18 protein-coding genes are annotated in these 22,627 nt (G+C 73.0%); 2 read left to right on the plus strand and 16 right to left on the minus strand.

Annotated elements, in window-relative coordinates:
• The first annotated feature begins 13 nt into the window (after window positions 1–13).
• Both QNO07_RS23680 and QNO07_RS23685 read left to right on the plus strand, forming a co-directional pair.
• A complete protein-coding gene (locus QNO07_RS23680; RefSeq protein ID WP_502961919.1) occupies window positions 14–1,186 on the plus strand; it encodes a TIGR02679 family protein in 1,173 nt (390 codons plus the stop codon).
• A gap of 52 nt (window positions 1,187–1,238) precedes the next feature.
• The gene (locus QNO07_RS23685) at window positions 1,239–1,913 is read left to right on the plus strand and encodes a phosphatase PAP2 family protein (protein WP_283994360.1); all 675 of its coding nucleotides are present in this window, start codon (window positions 1,239–1,241) and stop codon (window positions 1,911–1,913) included.
• Between the two features lie 16 nt (window positions 1,914–1,929).
• On the opposite strand, the gene QNO07_RS23690 is transcribed toward QNO07_RS23685, so the two are convergent.
• From QNO07_RS23690 to asnB, 16 genes are all read right to left on the minus strand, one after another.
• On the minus strand, window positions 1,930–3,240 hold the full coding sequence (locus QNO07_RS23690) for a glutamate-1-semialdehyde 2,1-aminomutase (RefSeq protein ID WP_283994361.1): 1,311 nt from the start codon (window positions 3,238–3,240) through the stop codon (window positions 1,930–1,932).
• Window positions 3,241–3,285: 45 nt separating this feature from the next.
• Window positions 3,286–3,837: a dTDP-4-dehydrorhamnose 3,5-epimerase gene (rfbC, locus tag QNO07_RS23695; protein WP_283994392.1), complete on the minus strand. Its 552-nt coding sequence runs from the start codon at window positions 3,835–3,837 to the stop codon at window positions 3,286–3,288.
• Window positions 3,838–3,863: 26 nt separating this feature from the next.
• Window positions 3,864–5,123, minus strand: coding sequence for a polysaccharide pyruvyl transferase family protein (locus QNO07_RS23700; RefSeq protein WP_283994362.1), 1,260 nt, complete (start codon window positions 5,121–5,123; stop codon window positions 3,864–3,866).
• A complete protein-coding gene (locus tag QNO07_RS23705; RefSeq protein ID WP_283994363.1) occupies window positions 5,120–6,067 on the minus strand; it encodes a glycosyltransferase family 2 protein in 948 nt (315 codons plus the stop codon). The genes QNO07_RS23700 and QNO07_RS23705 overlap by 4 nt, the downstream gene beginning before the upstream one ends.
• Window positions 6,064–7,389, minus strand: a complete 1,326-nt coding sequence (locus tag QNO07_RS23710; protein WP_283994364.1) for an MATE family efflux transporter — start codon at window positions 7,387–7,389, stop codon at window positions 6,064–6,066. Before QNO07_RS23710 ends, QNO07_RS23705 begins: the two co-directional genes overlap by 4 nt.
• Window positions 7,386–8,639 (minus strand): DUF4910 domain-containing protein, encoded by a 1,254-nt coding sequence (locus QNO07_RS23715; protein WP_283994393.1) that lies wholly within the window; start codon window positions 8,637–8,639, stop codon window positions 7,386–7,388. The genes QNO07_RS23710 and QNO07_RS23715 overlap by 4 nt, the downstream gene beginning before the upstream one ends.
• 35 nt (window positions 8,640–8,674) lie before the next feature.
• Window positions 8,675–9,700 (minus strand): NAD-dependent epimerase/dehydratase family protein, encoded by a 1,026-nt coding sequence (locus QNO07_RS23720; protein WP_283994365.1) that lies wholly within the window; start codon window positions 9,698–9,700, stop codon window positions 8,675–8,677.
• 3 nt (window positions 9,701–9,703) lie between these two features.
• Window positions 9,704–10,351 carry a PIG-L deacetylase family protein gene (locus QNO07_RS23725; protein WP_283994366.1) on the minus strand — a complete coding sequence of 216 codons (648 nt, stop codon included), beginning with the start codon at window positions 10,349–10,351 and terminating at the stop codon, window positions 9,704–9,706.
• Window positions 10,348–11,175, minus strand: coding sequence for a sugar phosphate nucleotidyltransferase (locus QNO07_RS23730; RefSeq protein WP_283994367.1), 828 nt, complete (start codon window positions 11,173–11,175; stop codon window positions 10,348–10,350). The genes QNO07_RS23725 and QNO07_RS23730 overlap by 4 nt, the downstream gene beginning before the upstream one ends.
• On the minus strand, window positions 11,172–12,416 hold the full coding sequence (locus QNO07_RS23735; protein WP_283994368.1) for a class I SAM-dependent methyltransferase: 1,245 nt from the start codon (window positions 12,414–12,416) through the stop codon (window positions 11,172–11,174). The genes QNO07_RS23730 and QNO07_RS23735 overlap by 4 nt, the downstream gene beginning before the upstream one ends.
• Window positions 12,416–13,687 carry a glycosyltransferase gene (locus tag QNO07_RS23740; RefSeq protein WP_283994394.1) on the minus strand — a complete coding sequence of 424 codons (1,272 nt, stop codon included), beginning with the start codon at window positions 13,685–13,687 and terminating at the stop codon, window positions 12,416–12,418. The genes QNO07_RS23735 and QNO07_RS23740 overlap by 1 nt, the downstream gene beginning before the upstream one ends.
• Window positions 13,688–13,689: 2 nt before the next feature.
• Window positions 13,690–14,922 (minus strand): O-antigen ligase domain-containing protein, encoded by a 1,233-nt coding sequence (locus tag QNO07_RS23745; protein ID WP_283994369.1) that lies wholly within the window; start codon window positions 14,920–14,922, stop codon window positions 13,690–13,692.
• 1 nt (window position 14,923) lies between these two features.
• Window positions 14,924–16,396, minus strand: coding sequence for a right-handed parallel beta-helix repeat-containing protein (locus tag QNO07_RS23750; RefSeq protein WP_283994395.1), 1,473 nt, complete (start codon window positions 16,394–16,396; stop codon window positions 14,924–14,926).
• A 114-nt stretch (window positions 16,397–16,510) separates the two neighbouring features.
• Complete coding sequence (locus tag QNO07_RS23755; RefSeq protein ID WP_283994370.1) at window positions 16,511–18,463, minus strand: alginate lyase family protein; 1,953 nt, start codon at window positions 18,461–18,463, stop codon at window positions 16,511–16,513.
• Window positions 18,460–20,676: a bi-domain-containing oxidoreductase gene (locus QNO07_RS23760; RefSeq protein WP_283994371.1), complete on the minus strand. Its 2,217-nt coding sequence runs from the start codon at window positions 20,674–20,676 to the stop codon at window positions 18,460–18,462. The genes QNO07_RS23755 and QNO07_RS23760 overlap by 4 nt, the downstream gene beginning before the upstream one ends.
• 25 nt (window positions 20,677–20,701) lie before the next feature.
• Entirely contained in the window at window positions 20,702–22,627 is a 1,926-nt protein-coding gene (gene asnB / locus QNO07_RS23765; protein WP_283994372.1) for an asparagine synthase (glutamine-hydrolyzing), read from the minus strand.

Below are 22,627 nucleotides of genomic sequence, written 5' to 3' on the forward strand. Positions count from 1 at the left end.
CCTTGCCTGGCTCGTGCACCGTGTTCGGCAGCGACTGGAACTCGGCCGGCCACTTACCGGCACCGTCACGCTGTCCGATCCGGACGAAGCCCAGCGGCGCGCCACCGAACGTCTGCTGGGGCGGGCGCCACGGTCGGGGGGCTCCCTGAGCGTTCGCCTCGACACCGTGGACGCTGTCCTGCGCCGATCCGGTGCCAGCCCCGACGGTCTGGCCGCCGCCGTGGTGGCACTTACCGGCCCGGTCGAACTCCGTGCCGAGACGCGGAGCAGGGAGGAACGGGCCTGGGAGGAGGCGTACGCCCCTCTCGGCACCCTCGACGCGGAGCTGTCCCGCTGGGCTGAGCGGATCCGTGACGACGGCCTCGTCCGGCGCCTCGCCCGTACCCCGGAGAACGCCGGCCCTCTGCTGGAAGCCGCCGTGCGGGCGCTGCGTGCACTGCCCGTGTCACCTCCGGTTTCGCGGGCGACGTTCGCGGCCCGGAATCTCTCCGGCGCCCATGCCCTGGACGAAGGGACGCCGCTCGCCACCCTCGTGCTGTCCGGCATCCGCTGGCTCACCGGCTTTCCCGAGGGTTCCGGTGCGCAGTGGCGGCGGGAGGCGTGGGCCTCGGCGGGTCTCCTCAAGGACGACGTGTCATCAACTGCCCTCACCCTCAACCTGCGCGGCACTCCCTTCCTCGACGCGATGGCCGACGCCGGTGATCCCGCGGTGCTGACACTCCGCACCCTCACCCGTAGCCCACCGATCGCCGCACTGACGGCGGCACGATCCGTGCATGTCTGCGAGAACCCGGCCGTCCTGTCCACCGCCGCTGACACCTTCGGCGCGGCCTGCCCGGCCATGGTGTGCCTCCAGGGGCAACCGTCGGACGCCGCGCTCACCCTCCTGCGCGATCTGTCCGCGCGGGGGGTCGGCATTCTCTACCACGGCGACTTCGACTGGGGCGGTGTACGCATCGCCGCAACGCTGGCGCGTAGCGTCCCCTGGCGGCCGTGGCGCTTCACGGCCGATCACTACCGGGAAGCGGTGGGCGCGCTGGCTGAAACCCCGTGCCTGTCGGGCCCGCCCGCCGCTACTCCCTGGGACCCGGCTCTGGCCGAAGCTCTCGCGGAGTGCGGCGTGCGGGTCGAGGAGGAGGCCGTACTCGACGACCTGCTCGCGGATCTCGGACAGTGGGTCCGTTGAGCGGCGTCCCGCTCTCGGCAGGGCACCGCAGCCGTCCGCCCTCGGTGGGCGTGTGACCGGCAGGACGGCGGTGCTGCTGCCCCCGCTGCTGCGTGCGTGGCTCGGGCTGACGTCGGCGCTCGCCGCGCTGGTGGTCGGCGGGCTCGGGGTGTTGTACGCGGGGGAGAGCGGGCCCGGCGGGGTGGACGCGCGGGTATGGGCGGCGATGCACGGGGTGGGGTCGCCGTGGCGGGAGGTCGCGTTGGCCGTGGACTTCCTGGGGGAGCCGGTGGGGGCGGCGGCAGTGGTCGCAACTGTCGTGGCGGGATGCCTGCTGTTTCGGCGTCGTCGGGCGGCGGTGCTGGTCGTCGCCGGCACCGGCTTGGCCGTGGGGGCTACGAAGCTGCTCAAGCCGCTGGTGGGGCGCACCATCCACGACGGGCATCTGTCCTACCCGAGCGGGCACACCGCCTTCCTCACCGCGCTCGCCCTCGTGGTGGCGCTGCTCGTGACCGGCCGGCTCGGCCTGGGCAGGACGGCCAGCACGTCACTCGTGCTCGCTGCCGGGCTGGTTGTCGGCGGCGCCATGGGGTGGGCGCAGGTCGCGCTGGGCGCGCACTACCCGACCGACACGCTGGGCGGCTGGTGCACGGCGCTGGCGGTGGTACCGGCGACCGCCTGGCTGGTGGACCGGGCGGCGGGACCGGGCGGTCGGTGGGACGACCGACGCCGGTCCGCAGCATCGTAGTTGACTGACCGTCAAGTCACGCCAGGCGGCGGAATGCGGGCTTCACCGGTCGTCCGCCCATCCAGGGGGTGGGGTCGGTGGCGTCCAGTGCCTTCCGGTACACCGCGCAGGCGTCGGCCACCACGTCGACGGTGTGATCGATGTCGGCGTCGTCCAGCGCGCTGCTCACCACGAACGACGGGGCCAGCACCCCGCCCGCGAGGAGCCGGCGCAGGAACAGGGTGCGGTACTGCTGCGAGGGCTGCCGGTTCTCGTCGAGGGTGGCGAAGACCAGGTTGCTGGCCCGGCCCCGGACGACGACGTGGTCGCCCACGCCCATGGCGGCGGCAGCGTCGCGAACACCGGCGGCCAACCGCTCGCCCAGGGTGTGCAGTCGCGCGGTGACGCCCTCCTCGACGTAGGTGGTCAGCACGGCCATCGCGGCTGCCAGGGAGTGCGTCTCGGCGCCGTGTGTGGTGGACAGCAGGAAGACCCGGTCGCCGGAGTGGCGCAGCCCGCCCATCTCCATCAGCCCGCGGCGTCCGGCCAGTGCGGAGACGGCGAATCCGTTGCCCAGCGCCTTGCCGAACGTGGAGAGGTCGGGGACGACGCCGTAGAGGCCCTGGGCGCCCGCCTCGGACCAGCGGAAGCCGGTGATCATCTCGTCGAAGACCAGCACGCAGCCGTGCCGGTCGGCCAGTTCGCGCAGGCCGGCGAGGTACCCGGGCGGGGGCTCGGTGTGGGTGGCGGGTTCGAGGATCAGGCAGGCGATCTCGTCCCGGTACCGGGTGAGCAGTGCCTCCGTGGCGGCCAGGTCGCCGTAGGGGAACGTCACGGTGAGGTCGCTGGTCGACTCCGGCACCCCAGCGGACATGGGCGTGGTGCCGATGAACCAGTCGTCGGTGGAGAAGAACGGGTGGTCGGCGCAGAGGGCCACCCGTGGGCGCCCGGTCGCGGCGCGGGCGAGGCGCACGGCGGCGGTGGTGGCGTCGGAGCCGTTCTTGGCGAACTTCACCATCTCGGCGGTCGGCACCGTGGCCAGGAAGCGTTCCGCTGCCTCGACCTCGACGACGGACGGCCGGACGAAGTTGCTGCCGCGGTCGAGTTGCCGCCGCACCGCCTCCAGTACGCGGGGGTGGGCGTGGCCGAGGCTGACCGAGCGCAGGCCGGAGCCGTACTCGACGTAGCGGTTGCCGTCGACGTCCCACACGTGGGCTCCGCGGCCGTGGCTGATGACGGGGGCCAGGTTCTCGGGGTACTGGTCGTCGCCCTTGGCGTAGGTGTGCGCGCCTCCGGGGATCATGGCGTGCAGCCGCTCGTTCGCCGCCCGTGAGTGGGGGAGTTGCAAGTCCGAACTGTCCTCTTCGGCGTTCCGAAAGGTGTCCACGCGTCCTCAACTCGCCTTCTGGCGCAGGGCCTCAGCGAGGCTTGGCGCCTTCCGGTCACGCTCGGACATCGAAGTGGCCGGCAGCGGCCAGGGGATGGCGAGGTCCGGGTCGTCGAAGGCGATCGTCACGTCCTCGGCCGGATCGTGCGGGCGGTTGATCCGGTACGAGACGTCGGCGGTTTCGGTGAGGGCCTGGAAGCCGTGCGCGCACCCCGCCGGGATGTACAGGGTCACCTGTGTGTCGTCGGACAGCTCGAAGAAGGCCCGGTTGCGGTAGGTCGGAGAGTCAGTCCGCAGGTCGACGACAACGTCGAAGACCTTCCCGTACGAGCAGCGCACGAGCTTGGCCTCGCCCTCGCCGGAGCGCAGGTGCAGGCCGCGCAGCACGCCCCGGACCGAGCGGGAGAGGCTGTCCTGGACGAAGGCGTCCGGGTCGATGCCCACCGAGCGGACCACCTCGGCGTCGAAGGTGCGGCAGAAGAAGCCGCGTTCGTCGGTGTGCGGAGTCGGCTCGAACAGGTACGCACCGGCGATCGCCGGGACTTCGGTGGCCTTCATCGCGGTCGCTTTCGTTCCGGGCGCGTTCATGGAGCCTCCCGCAGAGTGTGGGTGTGGTCGTGGGCTTGGGCGCGGTCGGCCGCCGGGAACAGGGCCGCTGTCAGGGCGGTGAACTGGTGCTCCAGGCGACGGGCGGCGTCCTGGTTCCGCTCGCCGAGGGTCCGTCGCACTTCCGCCGATCTGCGCTCCAGTTCCTGGAACTGTTCGAGCATCCGGTCGGCGTCGACCGCGCGGGCCGGGTGGCAGTAGGCGTCCAGGCCCATCCGCGCCATGAGCGTGTCGCTCTTCGCCGCGTAGCTGAGCGCGAGTGTCGGCGTGCCGACCTTCAGCGCGCAGATGAGGTTGTGATGCCGGGTCGCCACGACAGTGCCGACAGCCGTCATCTCCTGCATCAGGTCGGCCAGCGAGGCCGCTTCGGCGGCGGTGACCAGTGGCGAGTCCACCGCGTCGAGGATCGTGGCGGCCACCGCCTCGTCGGCCGTGTCGCCGGTGACCAGCCGGACCGGTCTGCCGTGCTCGGCCAGCGCTCGGACGAAGCGGGTGATCCCGTCGAGGTAGCGCCGGTGGATCTCCTCGGCCCGGGCGCGGTCGTCGTTGCCGCCGTGGAAGTCCATGACGCCGACGCAGACTTGGCCCAGCAGCCCTTCCGGGCGGGCAGGAGCGCTCACCCGCGGCGCGGGCAGGGCGAAGGCGAGGTCCGGGTAGACCTCGTCGCGTGTGGTGTCCACGCCCATCGCCCGCATCGCGTCGCGGGACGGGGCGTCCCGGTAGGACCGGTAGGCGGCCAGCCGCGCCGACCAGCGCACCAGGGTCCGGGTCGGCCGGTTGCCGATCGGGGCGGCGCCGACGCTGACCAGCGCGACCCGGGTGCCGAACAGCCGGCCGGTCGCGCAGAGCAGGAACAGCGAGTACGGGAAGCCCCACGGCCGCAGTGGCAGCGTGGCCTCCAGGACGCCCATGCCCGGAACGATCACCACCTCGTGGCGGCGTACCCAGGCAGCGGTGCGGAAGGCGTCGACGAGCTTGCCCAGCCCCTTCCCCGCGATCGCGCCCGCACGTGACGCGGTCCGGTACTCCCCGCGGTACCAGTGCAGCCGCGTCGCGGGAATCCCGTACCGGGCCGTGACGACTTCGGGGCCGCCGCACAGCGCGTCCACGGCCGCTTCCGGGTGCTCGCGCCGGAGGTAGCCGAGCACGGCTTCGAGTGAGCCGTCGTTACCGAGGTTGCCGGAGCCGAGCAGGCCGAACACGCCGACGCGCACCGGAGTCCCGTTCGTCGGCGTCATGACTGCCGCCTCTCCCGGCCGGCTACGAGGGCGTCGACGGAGACGGTGAGCCGGGCCTGGTCGACCGGGGCGCGGTCCTCGACCCGTTCGCCGGCGCCCGGCCGGGCGCGGCTGGTCATCCACGCGGCCAGGTGGCGGTAGCAGGCGCGTCGGTCGGCCGGGGACAGCGGCGCCCGGCGGATCGCTGAGACGAACCCCCAGACGTACTCGGCCAGCAGCCGGGGCACCGGGTGCAGCATGCCTGCCCGGCGCGGGTCCAGGTTGACGCAGCGGGAGCGCTTGCCCGGGTTCGCCCGCTCGGCGCGGGTGGGGTGGTCGCGGCGGAAGTACAGCAGGTCCGGCACCTGGTGGAAGGGGCCGTGCAGGGTGATCTCGGCGACGAACGTGCGGTCCGCGTGGTGGTAGCTGTCGTGCGGTTTCACCCGGCGCAGCACGTCGGCCCGCATCACGCCGTAGAAGTCGTCGCCGCCGGGCTCGAACAGCAGGCTGCGGAAGCGCTCCGGTGCGAGCGGCGAGTCGGTGGCGAGCCCGTACTCGTAGGGGACCTTCACCCGGCCGCCGCCGTCGATGACCGCCTGGCCGCTGTGCGCGAGGATCACCTCCGGCCGCTCGTCCAGGGCCTGGACGCAGCGCCGCAGCAGGTCGCGGGCGTACAGGTCGTCGTGCGAGGCCCACTTGAACAACTCGCCGCGGCACTCGGTGAACACGTGGTTGTGGTTGGGTGCGGCGCCGATGTTCCGGGGCAGCCGGAGGTACCGGATGCGGGAGTCCCGCGCGGCGTACCGGCGGCAGATGTCCTGGGTCCCGTCGGTCGAGGCGTTGTCGGAGACGACCAGTTCGAAGTCCTCGTAGGTCTGGCCGAGCAGGGCGTCGAACGCCTCGGCGAGGTACTCCTCGCCGTTGTACACGGGCAGGCCGATGCTCAGCCGGGGAGCGGCGGTCATGGCGTCCTCTCTTCGTGGATGGGGTCGTGGCGGCGCTCGCGCAGGGCGGCCCGCAGGTGCAGCCACCACACGGCCGAGCCGCAGAGCGTCGCGGCGGCGACGCCCCAGGCCGAGCCGACCGTGCCGGCCGCGACCGCCCCGCCGAGACCGCCGCCGACGTAGCAGGCGGAGGCGAACAGCTGGCAGCGCAGGCTGCGCCGGGCCGCGCCGAGCGCGCGCAGCCCGGCCGCCGCGCCGGCGCCGAGGCCCGCGCCGGCGACGCCGAGCGTGGCCGGCACGATGAGCTGGGAGGCGGCGTGCCAGACGTCGCCGAGCACGAGCGCGCCGGCTCGGTCCGGCACCAGCAGCAGTGCCGCGCCCCAGAGCAGCGCGGCGGCGGCCTGCGCGCCGCCCAGCAGGAGGCAGAACCTGCCCAGCCGGTGCGGGGCCCGCCGCAGCACCCGGGCCGACTCCGCGACGGTGACCAGGGACAGCCCCATCAGCACCGCGAGGAAGGGGCCGAGCAGCAGTTCGGCGCCTCGGATCACGCCCACCGCGCCGACTCCGACGATCGCGCCGAGCCCGTACGCCCGCAGCTGGCTCGCGCCGCTGACGCAGGTGTTCTCGACCAGGTACCGGTAGCCCAGGTCGCGGTGCTCGCGAACCCACTCGCGCGCTCCGGTCAGCCGGGGCCGGATACCGGACTGGAGGCAGCCGTACCCCGCGGCCACCGCGGCCGACCCGCCCCAGGCGAGCACGAAGGCGGCCACGCTGCCCACGTTGGCCGCCACCACCATGGCCGGGACGAGGGCGACGCCCCACACGAGGTCGTTGACGAACGCCTTCCGCCCGGTCCCTGCGGCGAAGAACGAGTACCGCCAGGAGTCCTGCAGCAGCAGCCCCGGCAGCATGGCGCCGAGGCAGGCGAACGCGGTCCCCATGCTTCCGCCGAGTGCGAGCCCGGCCGCCAGGCACGCCCCGCCGACGGCGCCACCGACGCCGAGTGCGGTGCCCGACGACCGGGCCACCGCCTGGCGCCAGGACGCCTCCGGCACGCCGCTGAAGCGCACCACGAGCGGGTCGGTGGCCAGCCCGCGGGAGACGCTGAGCGCCACGCCGTAGGTCACCCAGGCCAGGCTGAACACGCCGAACGCGGCGAGCCCGAGCGAGCGTGCCACGTAGATGCCCACCGCGAAGTTGGTCATGCTGGAGGCCGCCTGGTCGGCCAGCCCCCAGGACAGCCGGCCGACGATGGCCCGCTTGGCCGTCCGCCGGGAGCGTTCGGCCGCCGATGCCGATGCCGATGCCGATGCCTTCCCCTCCTCCGACGCCGTCGGCGTCATGTCTTGAGCAGCCCGGCGCCGTGCAGGGCGCCGGCCGCGGCGGCGACGGCGTCGAACGGCAGCTTGGACCGCTCGGCTACGTCCAGCAGGCTGTGCTCGCCGTCGGAGAGGCTGAGCACCCAGAGCATGGCCAGCTGGGCCTGCTTCGCGTCGCTGCGGCCGCCGAGCGAGTCGTACAGCCCGCGGCGGCCCAACTGCGGCTCGCCGTAGGGGCTGAGGTTGACGTACCGCCGGTTGCGGTCCAGCACGGTGAACGCCTCACGGCAGAGGGCGAGCGTGTCGGCCATCGCCTGCGGCGTGACGAAGTCCAGGTTGTCCGCCGAGGTGTGGTACTCGGGATAGCCGGCGTACGGGGTCCGGCTGAGCGAGCCCACGCCGAGATCGAACCCCGGTGAGCAGAACTGCCGCTCGTCGTAGCCGTAGGGGGTGAACTCGGTGACCTGGTGCGGGCGGTCGGAGGCGAGCAGCACGTGCCGCATCACCCGGTCGATCTCCGCGTCGCCGCGCCTGCTCTGCTTGTACGTCAGCCGGCCCGGGTCGCCGGCGCAGGCCAGCACCAGCCCGTGCTTGACCTGCTGCACCCGCTCCGCGTTGCGGGCCAGCCAGGTGATCGCCCCGATGGTGCCGGGCGCGAACAGGAACCGGTACGTGTGGTACGGGGTCCGCTCCGCCAGCGCCCTGGCGAGGAACGTCGCCACCGCGACGCCGGCCAGGTTGTCGTTGGCCAGCGACGGGTGGCAGACGTGGCAGGAGACGATCACCTCGTCGGCTACCTGCCCGGGGACCACGTGCTCGGCGTAGGTGAGGTGGCCGTCGGCGAGGGTGGAGTCGACGCGCACCTCGTAGTCGCCGTCCTCCATCGCGTCCAGGGTGTCCTGGGCCAGGCAGAACCCCCATTGCCTCTGGTAGTAGCTGGTGCGGTACGGCACCCAGGACGGGTGGTCCGGCAGGGTGTGCAGGTGTTCGCGCAGCTCGGACAGCGGCATGGTCGCCGACACCGGCACGCTGTAGCCGAGCACGTGCAGGCTGGAAGCGGCGAAGTCGACGACCCGGCGGCCCGCGGGGTCGGCGATGTACGCGTCCCGGATGTTCCACTCCTGCGGCACCGTCCAGTCGAGCACCTCGGTTCCGGTCGGCACCTCGTGCACCTGAAGCGGCACGTACTCGCCGACGACGTCCAAGGTGGCGCGCACCCCGTCGCCGGTGATGCTCCGGCACAGCGGGTACAGCCGCTCCACCAGGGCGTACATCTCCTCGCCGGCCGCCGTCTCCTCCCCGGTCTCGGTCACCGGCGCCACCGCAGGGTGTCGTCGACGGCGCCGGTGTCGGACGCCGCGCGCAGCACGGCCAGCCGGGTGAAGCGCTGTTCGAAGGCCTCCCGGGTCAGCCCGTGCTCCCGGTAGGCGTCGGCGAGTTCGAGCGCGCCCTGCTTCACCGTCCACTCGCAGTCGAACCCGGGGACGGCGGCGCGGAACCGGGAGAAGTCCACCTGGTACGACCGCGGATCGGCACCGGTCTCCCCGGTGATCACCACCCGCGAGCCGGTCACCGCCTCGGCGACCTGCTCGGCGATCTCGGCGACCGTGACGTTGTTGGTCTCGCTGCCGATGTTGAACGCCCGGTCGTGCACCGCCTCGCGCGGCGCGGTCAGCGCGGCCGTGAAGGCCCGCGCGATGTCGGCGGCGTGCACCAGCGGGCGCCAGGGGGTGCCGTCGGAGAGCACCAGCACCTCGCCGGACAGGAGAGCGTGGCCCACCAGGTTGTTCAGCACGATGTCGGCGCGCAGCCGGGGCGAGAAGCCGAACGCGGTGGCGTTACGCATGTACACCGGAGTGAAGTCGTCGTCGGCGAGCGCGTGCAGGTCGTCCTCCACCCGCACCTTGGACTCCGCGTACGGCGTCACCGGGCGCAGCGGGGCGTCCTCGGCCACCAGGCCGCTTCCGCCGGAGGCGCCGTAGACCGAGCAGGTCGACGCGTACAGGAAGCGCCGCACTCCCGCGTCGCGGGCCAGCCGGGCCAGCCGTACGGACGCGTGGTGGTTGATGGCGTAGGTCAGTTCGGGCGCCAGCGCTCCCAGCGGGTCGTTGGACAGGGCGGCCAGGTGGATCACGGCGTCCACTCCGGCGACGTGTTCGGCCGTGACGTCCCGCAGGTCCACCCGCGGCCCCGGCGGGTCCGCGGGCGGTGGGCCCAGCACGCAGTCGGCGAACAGGCCGGAGTCCAGCCCCACGACCTCGTGCCCGGCAGCCGCGAGCACGGGGGCCATCACCGTGCCCAGGTATCCCTGGTGTCCGGTCAGCAGTACGCGCAAGGTTCATTCCCCCAGGTCGAGAGTGAGTTTGGTGACGGCGAACGCTTCGGCGTAGCGCGCGTGGCATTCGATGCCGCGTATCCGGGCCAGCCCGAGGAAGGCCTCCCGGTCGTACCAGGGCCGGTGCCGCTGCGAGGGGTAGTGCTCCAGCAGCAGCCGTACCTTCTGCTCGGCGGTCTCCGGCGGCAGCGGCTGGTACGCGGTGGGACGGCCGAGATCGCCGTCCCACTTGACGATCTCGTAGCCCAGCACGAGGTGGTCGCGGAACGCGGTGGACACCAGCTTCGCCAGCCCGCGGTGGTCCTGGTGCGCGTCCTCGGTGCGCGGCGCCAGCACAAGATCCGGCTCGGTCCGCCCGCGCAGCTCCTCGACCGCGGCCTTGGCCTCGTCCCAGTGCGCCGGCAGCCGCCCGTCCGGCAGCTTGAGCACGGTCAGCCGCAGATCGGCACCCGGGCAGAACGCGGCGAGCGCGGCCTGCTCCTCCTGCTCCCGTTCGCCGCCACCGCCGGAGAGCACCAGCGCGTCGACGCGGACACCCGGCTGCGCGCGGCACAGTGCCAGCAGCGTGCCGCCGGCACCGATGGCGATGTCGTCGCAGTGCGCCCCCACCGCGACGAGCCGGTCCAGTCGCCCGGACCCGAGCCGGATCACGTCCTCGCTCCGGAGCCGTACCTGCCGCCGGTCGCGCCCGCGGCCGCGCCGTCCCGCTCCCACACGGCCCACGGCCGGTCGCCCCTGGCGTAGGCGTCGTCGAGCGCCGCCCGCTCCTTCACGGTGTCGGTCGGCTTCCAGAAGCCGTTGTGCTGGTACGCCACCAGCCGTCCGTGCTTGGCCAGTTGGGCGCATCCGTCAGCGACCAGGTCCCCGTTCTCCGGGATGTGGTCGAAGACCTCCTGGCGGAGCACGAAGTAGCCGCCGTTCTCCCACAGCGGCAGTTCGCTCACCGCGGTGATGCCCCCCACCAGGCCGTCGTCGCCCAGGTCCACGCAGTGGAACGAGGACTGCGGCGGCACCACCAGCATCGACGCACCGGCGTCGCGGCGCGCGAACCGGTCGATCATCTCCGGCAGCGGTGCGTCGGTGAGCACGTCGGCGTAGTTGGCGAGGAACATCTCGTCGCCGTCCAGGTGGTGCCGCACCCTGCGCAGCCGCTCACCGATGGGCGACTCGACGCCGGTCTGCACGAACGTGATCGTCCAGGAGGCGATGTCGGTGGACAGCAACTCGGCCTGCCCGTCGCGCAGTACGAAGTCGTTGGACGTCGTCTCCTCGTAGTTGAGGAAGAAGTCCTTGATGTGCCGGGCCCCGTACCCGAGGCACAGGATGAACTCGGTGTGCCCGTGGTACGCGTAGTAGCGCATGACGTGCCAGATCAGCGGCCGTGGGCCGACCATCGCCATCGGCTTGGGCACGTCGTCGGAGGCTCCGCTGCGCATGCGCAGCCCGTAGCCGCCGCAGAACAGTACGACCTTCATCGCTTGACCTCGACAATGCTCAGTTCCGGAATGGGAAAGACCAGGCGCCCGCCCCAGGCGTGTACGAAGGAGAGCTGCTCGACCAGTTCGGCCCGCAGGTTCCACGGCAGGACGAGGACGTAGTCCGGTCGGTCGGCCGCTATCCGCTCGGGGGGCAGGATCGGGATGCGGGTGCCCGGGGTGAACCTGCCGTGCTTGTAGGGGTTGCGGTCGACCGTGTACGGGAGCAGGTCGGGCCGGATGCCGCAGTGGTTGAGCAGGGTGTTGCCCTTGCCCGGGGCGCCGTAGCCGACGACCGTCTCGCCGCGCTCCGCCGCGTCGATGAGGAACCGCAGCAGGTCCCGGCGGACCCTGGCCACCCGGGTGGAGAACTCGGTGTACCCGGTGAGCTCCTGCAGTCCGGCGGCCTTCTCCCGGTCCAGCACGTCGGCCACCCGCCGCGTCGGCTCGCCCGCGATCTCGGCCGGCCGGGCCCACAGCCGGATGGAGCCGCCGTGCGTCGGCAGCAACTCGACGTCCACGAGGGTGAGTCCGCCGCTCGCCAGCGCCCGGGTGGCGGATGCGACCGTGTAGTACTGGAAGTGCTCGTGGTAGATCGTGTCGTACTGGTTCTCCTCGATCAGGGTCAGCAGGTGCTGCACCTCGACCGAGACCCAGCCGTCGTCGGCGACCAGGGCGCGCAGGCCCCGGGTGAACCCGACCACGTCGGGGATGTGCGCGTACACGTTGTTGGCCACGACCAGGTCCGCCGGGCCGTGCTCGGCGCGGACGGCCGAACCGGTGGCCGGGTCCAGGAACGCGGTGAGCGTGGGCACACCCGCCTCCCGCGCCGCGGCGCCGACGTTCACCGAGGGCTCGACGCCGAGGCAGCGGATGCCGCGGTCCACCATGTGCCGCAGCAGGTACCCGTCGTTGCTCGCGACCTCCACCACGAAGGCGTCCTTCTCCTCGGGCCCCAGGCCCAGCCGCCGCACGGTGTCGGTGACGAACGTGCGCGCGTGCTCCACCCAGGAGGTCGAGTAGGAGGAGAAGTACGCGTACTGCGTGAACGTCTCCTCCGGCGTGATCAGCGGAGGGATCTGCGCGAGCCAGCAGTCGGTGCAGACCCGCAGGTGCAGCGGGTACGCCGGCTCCGGCTGGTCCAGTTGGTCCGCGGCGAGAAAGCTCTCACACGGCGGAGTCGCCCCGAGGTCGACGACGCTCGCCAGCGCCGCCGAGCCGCAGAGTCGGCATCGGTTCATCAACTTCCCCCATCCCGCCCGTGCGGGTGCCCCCGCCGCGAGCCAGTGTTGTTGTGCCCTGTCGGCGGCGGGCCGTCCCCGCCGCCGTACCGACCCGCGAGCGCGGTGCGGTACCCCTCCACCAGGCGCTCCAGCCCGACGGCCGGGCTGAAGTCCCGCTCGTAGCGGCGCCGGGCCGCCCGGCCCATCTCCTCGTTGCGGGCCGGATCGGCCGTGATCCGGCGCAGGCAGGACGCCAGCGAGGCGGCCTCACCCGGCCGGTGCAGCAGCCCGGTCGTCCCGTCCTCGACGAGTTCGACGAAGGCGCCGTGACCGGCGGCGACGGCCGGGACCCCGGCCGCCATCGCCTCCACGACCACCAGGCCGAACGTCTCCAGCCACGTGGAGGGAGCCACCACGGCGACCGACCGCTCGATGGCCTGCCGGCACTGCGCCGGGTCGTACAGGCCGACGTACCGCACGTCGTCCCGGCCCGCGGCCCAGGCGGCCACCTCCTGCTCCAGCGGCCCCGCGCCGGCGATCACCAGCGGTACGCCCACCCCTCCGCCGGTGGCGATCTCGTCCCACGCGGCCATGAGCACCCGCACGCCCTTGGCCTCCGCGAGCCGGCCGAGGTGGAGCAGGTGCTCGCCGGTGCCCGCCCGGCGACTGCCAGGGTCGGGCACGAAGTTGTGCTTCACCGCCAGCCGTTCGGCCGGCATGCCGGCCCGTACCAGGACGTCGCGCTGCGCCGCGGAGATGCAGAAGAACCGCTCCACGCCGGACCACCAGCGCCGCCGGTTGACCGACAGGCTGACCGCGAGCGGCACGGTCGCCAGCCGGGAGCCCCGGTAGCAGCCGTGCCGGACGGCGGGTAGCGGCGCGGCCCCGACGCACTCGGTGCACGGCCGGCCGTCCCGCTGCAGCGTGCCGGGCGGGCAGACCTGGGTGTAGTTGTGCAGCGTGGCGACGGCGGGCACACCGGTGTCGGCGCAGGCGGCCAGCACCGCAGGCGACAGGAGCGGGAAGACGTTGTGGACGTGCACCACGTCCGGCCGCTCGGCGCGCAGCCGGGCGGCCAACTCCGAGCGGACCGCCGGGTTCCACGGCACCGCCAGCGCCACCGCGGCCTTGCCCGGCAGCGACCGGGCGGCGATGTCGTCGCTGCGCCGCTCGAACACCTCGACCCGGTGGCCGGCCCCGCGCAGCAGCGCCACCTCCTGGTCGACGACCCGGTTCTCCCCGCTCGGCTGCGCCGAGGCGTAGCGGTTGTGCACCACCAGGACTCGCATGCTCATGCCACCTCCGGTTTCCGGGCCCGCAGCGGGACGTGCCGTCCCCGGACTTCGGGCGCCGGGAGGGGAGCTGCCGCGGCGGGCGCCGCCAGCAGTGAGGCGGCGACGGCCAGGTGCAGCAGGTACGGCGAGGCGTCGCCCAGCCCGGCCTCGGTGTACGACGCGATCCCGCAGTAGCTGATCAGGAAGATCGCGCAGGCCCGCGACAGCGACGGGGGCCGCAGCAGCGCGACGCCGCCCAGCACGACGAAGACCGCCGCCACCAGGGCGACGCCGGTCACGCCCTGCTCGTGGTAGACGGCCAGCCAGCTGTTGTCGATCGGCAGTCCGCCGAACGACTTGTCGCCCAGGCCCGCGCCGAACAGGTACTCCGTGGTGGTCCGGGGCGCTGCCAGCAGGGCGTCCCAGACCTTGGCCCGGCCGGTGAGGCTGGTGAAGTGCTCCTGGCTCTGCCCGCGCAGGAACCACGCCTGCAGCGCGGAGCCCAGCCCCACCGCGGCCACCGCGGCGCACAGCGCCGTCCAGGCGAACAGGCGGCGGGCGGCGGAGCTGGTCATCAGGAGCGAGCCGATCGCCAGCACCAGCCCCACGAGCAGGCCGAGCGTGGCCGTGCGGGTGTGGGTCAGCGCGAGCAGGAGGAGGGCCGGCACGACGACCACCGCCGCGCTGCCCCTGTCGGCCTGGCGGCCCAGGACGAGCAGCACGGTCAGCCCGATGACCACCGCGGCGTACTGCCCGATCTGCGGCGGGGTGAGCGGCCACAACGCGCCGACCAGCCGCCCGCCGTAGAGGTCGGGCATCGCGGCGCCCGGTGAGATGAGCGCGCCGGCGACCACCGTCCCCAGAACGGCGAAGTACATCCGGATGTGGTGCCGGACGAACGTCAGGCCGCCGTCCCACCAGCGGCTGAGCAGCCACAGCGTGCCGACGAAGAGGGCCAGCCGGGCGCAGCGGAACAGCGCGCCGAGCCCGGACTCCAGGTCCGCGCTGGAGATGACGCTCGGCACCAGCAGCAGGGTGAGCAGGAACACGTAGGCGCTGGCGCGGACGCGCACCCGGGGGTTGACGGCGAGTGCCAGGGCGAACGCGGCCACCAGCGCGCCCATGGTGACCATCTGGATGAGGGAGCGGGGCAGCGGGATGACGGTCACCGCCCCGGCGGAGCCGAGTGTGTTGAGGACCAGCAGCCCCCAGACCGCGGCGACGATCCTCGGCGTGTGGTGCGCGCCCATCTCAACCACCGTCCCGCGCGCGGAAGGTGCTGCCGGCGTCCTGCCGGTACGGCGGGTCCTGCCACTGCCCGGAGTCGAGCACCCGGCTCGGGTCGTGGGCGACGAACTTCCACGGCCCGAGGTAGACGTTGTCGTACCAGCGGTTGTGCTGCTCGCCGGTGATCGCCTCAGCCACCCGCTCGCCCTGGTACGGCGACCACTCCGGGTAGGTGCCGTAGTTGGCCAGCACCGCCATCCGGTCGCACTTCACCGTGCAGCCGACGACGGACTTGTCCAGTACGAAGCGGTTGCTGTGGATGTCCACCCGCTGGGTGCGCCACCGGCAGTCGTCGTACAGCGGCGCGGTGGAGATTCCCGGCTGCGCGCAGCGGTCGGTGTCCTCGACCAGCAACGTGCAGTCACCGGAGGAGGTGTTGGCCGGGCTGTTGCAGAACCGGTCGGCGTTCTCCCACAGGGTGATCCCGGACCAGTTGTCCTCCAGCACGTTCCGGTGGATCTCGATTCTGTCCGTGCGGGCCCGTATCCGGGGTTCGCCACCGGACTCGGACACGTAGACGGTCGCGAACGGGAAGTTGTCGCCGCGGTCGGCGTACCTGCGCCCCTCGACCCAGTTGTTGCGCCGGATGGTGTTCTTCCGGACGACCGCGTTGTAGCTGGTCTCGTAGATCAGCGCGGCACCGTCGTTGGCCTCGATCACGTTGGCCTCGATGCGGAAGTCGTTGTTGTTGGTGTCCGCCCACAGCCCGGCGCCGCGGTTGTCGTGCACCCAGTTGCCGCGCACGTCGGCGCCGTCGACGGCCCAGAACTTGACGCCTCCGGTGCAGCCGCAGCCCGGCCGCCGCCGCTCCCAGTCGCCCGTGTTGTTGCCGGTGATCTCGTTGCCCTCGACCACCAGGCCGGTGATGGTCCCGTCGCCCTTGTACGCGTTCATGCCGTACTGGCCGTTGTCACGCAGGCAGTTGGCGCGGACCTGCTGCCGGGCACCGGCCATCAGCCCGGCGCCGGAGTTGTTCTGGACCACCGCGTGCTCGATCACCCACCCGTCGGCCGAGTCGTGGTTGACCACGCCCTCGTCGTGCGGCGCGACGAAACGCTGCACGGTCAGATGGCGGATGGTGACGTCGGGGGCCGTGCCGCCGAACGCGTACTGGTTGGTCCTGCGGCCGTCGAGCACCGCGCCCGGCGCGCCGAGGTAGCTGTTGCCCTTCTTGGGGACGACCTGGGCGTAGCGGTCCGGCTTGAGCCTGTGCCTGCCCGGCCGGAGCCAGAACGTGGTGTTCGGGGGACTGCTCTTCGTCTTCTCCGCCAGGTCACCGGTCACCGCCGGGTCGACAGTCACCGCTCCCGCCGGCGCCTTCGCCGGTCCGGCAGCGGGCTCGGTGCACACCCGGGCCACGGACGTGGAGGGAGCAGGCGAGGGCTCCGGCCGCGCGTCCGTGGTGCTCTGGCAGCCGGCCACCGCCAGCAGGGCCATCGCCAGCGGTGCCGCCGCCCACGCCCGGTGCCGCCGCCCGACGCCCGCGCGTCCGCTCCCGGGGAGATGCCACCGGACGCTGCTCCCTCCTCCGCGAAGATCCATCAGGCGCCCCTAACCGCGGAACCCGAGCACGGTGGTGAAGCCCTCCGCGCCGTCGGTGGAACCGGTGCCGACCAGGGTGGTGGCGGGCTCCCTGCGCCCGAAGCCGGCGGAGTACCAGCCCAGCGGCGGGTCGCTCTCACCGCGGTGCGCGCGCCAGGACAGCTGCGCGGGCAGGTCGAGCGCCGCGGAGCGGTCCTCACCGTCCCGGGTCCAGGTCAGCACCGCCCGGTTCCCCACCAGGTCCGCGGTGATCGCCGGGCCGAGGTGGAACGCCAGATGCACGGTCCGGCGCGGACCGCGCACCTCGTCGACAACTCTCAACTCCTTTTGTGAGGCGATCAGTTCCACTCGGCGGCGGTGCACGGAGGGCCGGTAGCCGTCGTGCTCGGCGCACCAGCGGGCCACCCCCTCGCCGGAGGTGTCCGCGACCAGGACGCGGCTGCGGGCCTGCCGGGTCCACAGGAACGGGCCGCCGGAGACGGACTGGTCACGGCCGTCCAGACGCAGGGTGTTGTGGCCGAGGGTCGACCGGAAGTACCGCCGCCACAGGGGCTGCCCGTGGTAGCAGTACGTGCCCGGGTCGGCGAGCACGTCGACCCCGTCGTGCCGGACCTCCACGGACAGCGCGTCGGCGTGGGCGTGCGCGGCGATGGACAGGAACCCGTGCGGGCCGCCGTCGCAGCGGCACCAGATCCCCTCCGGACCGCGCAGGATGGTCAGGCCGGCGTCGGCGAAGTGGGCCGGCCTGCTCGCCGGGCGGGGCACGGCCGCCGCGGTGGGCCGGATGAGCGCGGCCAGCAGCGGGGTGCGCACATCGGTGCCGGTCACCGCCGGCCACCAGTCGAGTCGCCCGAACACGGCGTCCCCGGTGGCCAGCAGCGACGCCCAGCGGTCGGTGCCCGCGCCGTCCACGACCAGACCGTGCCCGTCGTCCGCGTCGCCCTGGCGCGGCGGCCGGAGCCGGCCGTCCACGACGGCCGCGAGCGCGTCGGTCATCCGCAGCAGCACCAGCCGGACCGAGTCCGGGACCGGCACGTCGGCGGCATCCGCCTCGGCCAGTGCGGCCAGGCCGAGTTCCAGCACCAGCCCGTGGTACTCGGTGGCCAGCTCGCGGTTGAGGCCGGAGCCGAAGGTGTTGTTCCGCAGATGCCGCTCCAGCGACCGCAGCGCGTCGGCCCGCCAGCGCGTCGAGGAGGGGAACCACCCGAACGCGCAGGCGGCGGCGAACTGCCCGGCGGCCTCGGCGATGACGTGGTTGTTCGCCGAGGACCCCCGGCTGGGGAAGGCGGCCAGCCAGCGCTGGTGGTGCCAGATCTGCCGGAGCGCCACCGGGTTGTCCTCGAACAGCACGGGCGCGCCCGGCCAGCCGTCGAGCAGCCTGCGGACCCACACCCATGACAGCAGCCGGATGCCCAGTTCGATGCCGCTGGTCCAGTGCACGCCGCGCAGCGGCGCGTTGGCCGTCCACCACGACCGCAGGTGCTCGGCCACGCGCTCGGCGTACCGCTCGTCGCCGGTGAGCGCGTAGGCGGCGGCGAGCACGGTGAGGTACTGGTGCCGGGACAGCTCCCAGATCTGCTTGATGTCCCCGACCGCGTCCTCGTTCCGGTACGGCATGTCGAAGGCGTAGCCCCACGGGGCTCGGCGGCCGGTCTTCGGGTCGTACCACCAGTCCGGGTCGGCCAGGTCGTCGCGGGCCACGCCGAAGTACTCGGCGTGCCCGGCCATCAGCCGGTCCGCCTCGGCGACGAGGCGCTTCGTGGCGTCCGGCGGCACCGCGGCGATCGCCCCTGCGGGCAGTACCGCGGTGAACCGGGCGCCGGTCACGCCGGGGGAGTCCGGCCGCTTCGACCGCCACCGCCGCCTGCGCACCGCGTCGCCCACCCGGCCGCCGACCTCCCGCGGGCCCATCCGGGACAGCCGCCGCAGGTACCAGCCCGCGCTTCCCGCGCTCACCGTCATCGCGCCTCCGCCAACGTCACCGGCGCGCCGGTGGCCAGGCTGGTCTGCACGGCGAGAGTGGCCGCCGTGGTGGCGACCAGCGACTGGAGCGGCACCGGCATCGGCCCGCCGGTCCGCACGGCCTGGACGAACGCGTCCAGTTCGGCGCGCTGGCCCTTGTCCCGGGCCTTGGGCAGCCGGGAGCTGACCCACCGCCTGCGGCCGTACACCGAGGCACGGACGAAGTCGTCGAGCCGCAGCGCGCGGCCGTCCGCGACCAGGTCCAGCGTCTCCTTGGGGAAGCCGGACGGGCCGGTCGTGACGTAGCTGAGGGTGGCGGTGGACCCGCCCGGGTAGCGCAGCACGACCTGCAGGTCCTCGTTGCCGGACGTGGCGACCGCGTACACCGAGACCGGGTCGGCCCCGAGCAGCCAGCTCGCCGTGTCGACGAAGTGCCCGCCCTCGCCGGTGAACCGCGAGCCCTGGGTGCCCTGCTGGAGGTACCAGCTGCCGTGGTCCAGCCGGCCGGCGTTTATCAGGTAGCGGACGCTCGCCGGCCCGGTCCGGGCACCGAACCGCTTCCTGGCATCCCGCAGCAGCGGCGCGAAGCGGCGGTTGAAACCCACCTGCAGCCGGTCGTTGCCGGACTCCTCCACCGCCGCGAGCACAGCGGCCAGCTCGTCTCCGCTGAGCGCCAGCGGCTTCTCCACGAACACCGCCTTGCCGGCCAGCAGGGCCCTGCTGGTCAGTTCGGCGTGCGAGCTGTGGCGGGTGACCACGAACACCGCGTCAACGGCCGGGTCGCCGAGCACGGCGTCGAGGTCGGTGGTCGCCCCGGCGAAGCCGAACTTCCGTTTCGCGTTGGCCGCGGACAGCGCCGTCGTGGTGACGACCGTGGACAACTCGACACCGTCGTGCTGCGCCAGGTGCGGCAGCAGCATCGACGTCGCGTAGTTCCCCGCGCCCGCGAACGCCAGCCGCACCGGCGCCTCGGCGGACCGGGCCGGGGCGGGCGCCTTGCCGCTGCGCCGCACCGCGGGCACGGCCACCGCCGGGGCCGCTGCTTCCGCCCCTCCGCCCGGGGCCGCTGCTTCCGCCCCTCCGCCCGGGGCGTCGGGGTAGCGGAACAGCACGGCCACGGCCTTCAGGTCGCCGTCCTTCAGGCGCCGGTACGTCTCGACGGCGTCGTCGAAGTCGGCCGTGTGGGAGACCAGGGGCTCCACGTCGACGCGGCCCCGGGCGAGGAGGTCGAGGAAGCACGCCAGGTTGCGGCGCTCGGTCCAGCGCACGTAGCCGATCGGGTAGTCCCGCCCCTCGAGTTCGTACTCCGGGTCGTAGCGCCCGGGGCCGTAACTGCGGGAGAACCGCACGTCCAGCTCTTTCTCGTAGTACGCGTTCCACGGCAGGTCCAGGCGGCACTTGCCGATGTCGACGACCCGGCCGCGGTCCCGGCTCAGCCGGGCGGCCAGCTCCACGGGCTGGTTGCTGCCGCCGCCGGCGGCCAGGTACACCTGGTCCACTCCGTGACCGGCGGTGAGTTCGGCGACGGCGTTCTCCACACCTGCGGAGGCCGGATCGCCGCAGGCCGCCGCGCCCAGCCGCTCGGCCAGCTCGCAGCGCACCGGGTCGGGGTCGACGCCGACGACGCGGACCCCCGACGCGGCCAGCAACTGCACCACGAGCTGCCCGATCAGTCCGAGGCCGATGACCAGCGCCACGTCGCCGAGCTGCGGCTCGCCGCGCCGGACGCCCTGCATCGCGATCGACCCGACGGTGCCGAAGGCCGCGTGCCGCGGCGCGAGGCCGTCCGGCACCCGGGCGTAGAGGTTCTTCGGCACCCAGTTCAACTCGGCGTGCAGTGCGTGCTCGTTGCCGGCGCAGGCCACCAGGTCACCGACCGCCACGTCCTCGATGCCGCTGCCGACCTGCTCGACCACCCCGCACAGCGAGTAGCCCAGCGGCGTGTAGGAGTCCAGGCGGTTGCTCACCTTGCGGTAGGTGGCGGCCACTCCGTTGGCGGCCACGCTCTGCATGACCTTCGCCACCTGGTCCGGCCGCGAACGGGCCTTGCCCAGCATCGACATGCCCGCCTCTGACACCTTCATCAGCTCGGTCCCGGTGGATATCAGCGAGAAGGCGCTGCGGACCAGCACCCCGTCCGGCTTGCACCCCGGCACCGGCACGTCAAGCAGCGCCAGCTCGCCGCTGCGGTAGTTCTGCACAACCTGTTTCACCCGAAGTCCTCTTGTCTCTACGCCGTCATAGCAAGTTCCGGCCGGACCCGGAGGTCGCGCCGCGATACCAGTACTCGAGAGTCAGCACGTGCCACAGATGCTTGGAGAAGTCCCGGTGCCCGGCGGCGTCCTCGGCCACCAGCCGCGCCAGTGCGTCGCGGCGAAGCAGCCCGGAGTTGACGAGCACACCGTCGTGCACCACCTCGCGCACCAGCGGTGCCAGGTCCCGGCTCATCCAGGCCCGCAGCGGGGCGCTGAACAGGCCCTTGGGCCGGTGGACGATCTCCCGGGGCAGGACGGAGCCGGCCGCCTCCTTCAGGACGGCCTTGCCCTTCCGTCCGACGATCTTGCGAGCACCGGGCACGGCGAACGCCGCCCGGACCACGTCGACGTCGACGTACGGCACCCGCACCTCGGTCGAGGCGGCCATGCTCGACCGGTCCGTGTAGGCGAGGTTGAGGCCCGGCAGGAACATCCGGGTGTCGCCCAGGCACATGCGGTTGACGAAGTCGTCGAGGTCGTTGTCCCGGTAGACGTCCGCGTGCTCGGTCAGTACGTCGTCGACCGTCCCGGCCAGGTCCGGATCGACCAGGGCGAGCAGCTCCTGCCGGTCGTACATGGTGTAGCTGCGCCGGAACGCGGTCTCCTCCGGCAGGTCGGCGAAGGAGAGGAACCGTTTCGCGAAGCGCACCGACCGGTACCCCCGGCGTGCCGTGGCGACCGGCAGCCGGTCGACGGCCGCGGACAGTCCGCGCCGCAGGGGCCGTGGGACGCGCTGGTAGCGCAGCGCGAGCAGGTTGGCCAGGTGCTTGCGGTAGCCGGCGAACAGCTCGTCGGCACCCATCCCCGACAGCATCACCTTGACGCCTGCCTCACGGGCGGCCGAGCAGATCAGGAAGGTGTTGATCGCGGCGGGATCGCCGATCGGCTCGTCCAGGTGGTAGGTCATCCGCGGCAGCAGGTCGAGCACGTTCGGCGCGATCTCGATCTCGTGCAGGTCCACGCCGAACCGCTCGGCCACCTGCCGGGCGTAGCGCAGGTCGTCCGGCATCGCCTCGAACCTGGCGTCCTCGGCGCGGAACCCGATCGTGTAGGCGGAGATCCCGGGCCGGTCGCGGGCCGCCAGCGCGGTCAGGTAGCTGGAGTCCAGCCCCCCGGAGAGAAACGTCGCCACGGGCACGTCGGAGCGCAGGTGGCGCCGCGTCGACTCCTCGACGACGGCGGCGATGTCGGGCAACTCGCCGCTGCGGGCCCGCTCCTGGCCCTCGGCGGCGACGTCCCTGAGGTGCCAGAACCGGCCGCGCTCCACCCGGCCGTCGGGCCGGCACCGCAGCCAGCTCCCCGGCGGCAGCTTCTCCGCTTCGCGGAACGCGCACCGCGAGTCCGGCACCCAGTAGTACAGCAGCGAGGCCACCAGCGCCGCGTGGTCCACCTCCAGCGAGCCGCCGGCCACGTCGGCGAGCGCCTTCAGCTCGGATGCGAACACCAGCCCCCCGCCGCGCCGGAGCAGGAACAGCGGTTTGATGCCGAGCTGGTCGCGGGCCAGTACCAGGTCACCGGTCCGCTCGTCGAAGACCGCGAAGGCGAACATGCCGCGCAGCCGGGGCAGGCAGTCCGTGCCCCAGCGCCGCCAGGCCTCCAGCAGCACCTCGGTGTCGGAGGTGCCGCGGAAGCGAACCCCGCCGGACGCCAGCTCGGCACGCAGCTCGGGCGCGTTGTACAGCTCGCCGTTGTACGTCAGGACGAGGCCGTCCGAGACCATCGGCTGGGCGCCCGCCTCGGACAGGTCGATGACGGCCAGCCGGCGGTGCCCCAGGTGCACTTCGCCGTCACCGGCGCGGTGGTCGTACCGCCCCGCCCCGTCCGGGCCGCGGTGGGCGAGGACGTCGGTGAGCCGGTCGGTCACGGCCTTCCCGTCCGGCCACCGGTACGTGCCTGCGATGCCGCACAT

The sequence above is a fragment of the Streptomyces sp. 549 genome, from assembly GCF_030124175.1.
Classification (GTDB): Bacteria; Actinomycetota; Actinomycetes; order Streptomycetales; family Streptomycetaceae; genus Streptomyces.

What these genes read in the sequence shown, in the direction of transcription:
- rfbC (WP_283994392.1), bottom strand. Translation starts at nt 3,837, where the DNA reads ATGAAGGCCACCGAAGTCCCGGCGATCGCCGGTGCGTACCTGTTCGAG.
- QNO07_RS23700 (WP_283994362.1), bottom strand. Translation starts at nt 5,123, where the DNA reads ATGACGCCGACGAACGGGACTCCGGTGCGCGTCGGCGTGTTCGGCCTG.
- QNO07_RS23705 (WP_283994363.1), bottom strand. Translation starts at nt 6,067, where the DNA reads ATGACCGCCGCTCCCCGGCTGAGCATCGGCCTGCCCGTGTACAACGGC.
- QNO07_RS23710 (WP_283994364.1), bottom strand. Translation starts at nt 7,389, where the DNA reads ATGACGCCGACGGCGTCGGAGGAGGGGAAGGCATCGGCATCGGCATCG.
- QNO07_RS23715 (WP_283994393.1), bottom strand. Translation starts at nt 8,639, where the DNA reads ATGTACGCCCTGGTGGAGCGGCTGTACCCGCTGTGCCGGAGCATCACC.
- QNO07_RS23730 (WP_283994367.1), bottom strand. Translation starts at nt 11,175, where the DNA reads ATGAAGGTCGTACTGTTCTGCGGCGGCTACGGGCTGCGCATGCGCAGC.
- QNO07_RS23735 (WP_283994368.1), bottom strand. Translation starts at nt 12,416, where the DNA reads ATGAACCGATGCCGACTCTGCGGCTCGGCGGCGCTGGCGAGCGTCGTC.
- QNO07_RS23740 (WP_283994394.1), bottom strand. Translation starts at nt 13,687, where the DNA reads ATGCGAGTCCTGGTGGTGCACAACCGCTACGCCTCGGCGCAGCCGAGC.
- QNO07_RS23745 (WP_283994369.1), bottom strand. Translation starts at nt 14,922, where the DNA reads ATGGGCGCGCACCACACGCCGAGGATCGTCGCCGCGGTCTGGGGGCTG.
- QNO07_RS23750 (WP_283994395.1), bottom strand. Translation starts at nt 16,396, where the DNA reads ATGGCCCTGCTGGCGGTGGCCGGCTGCCAGAGCACCACGGACGCGCGG.
- QNO07_RS23755 (WP_283994370.1), bottom strand. Translation starts at nt 18,463, where the DNA reads ATGACGGTGAGCGCGGGAAGCGCGGGCTGGTACCTGCGGCGGCTGTCC.
- asnB (WP_283994372.1), bottom strand. Translation starts at nt 22,627, where the DNA reads ATGTGCGGCATCGCAGGCACGTACCGGTGGCCGGACGGGAAGGCCGTG.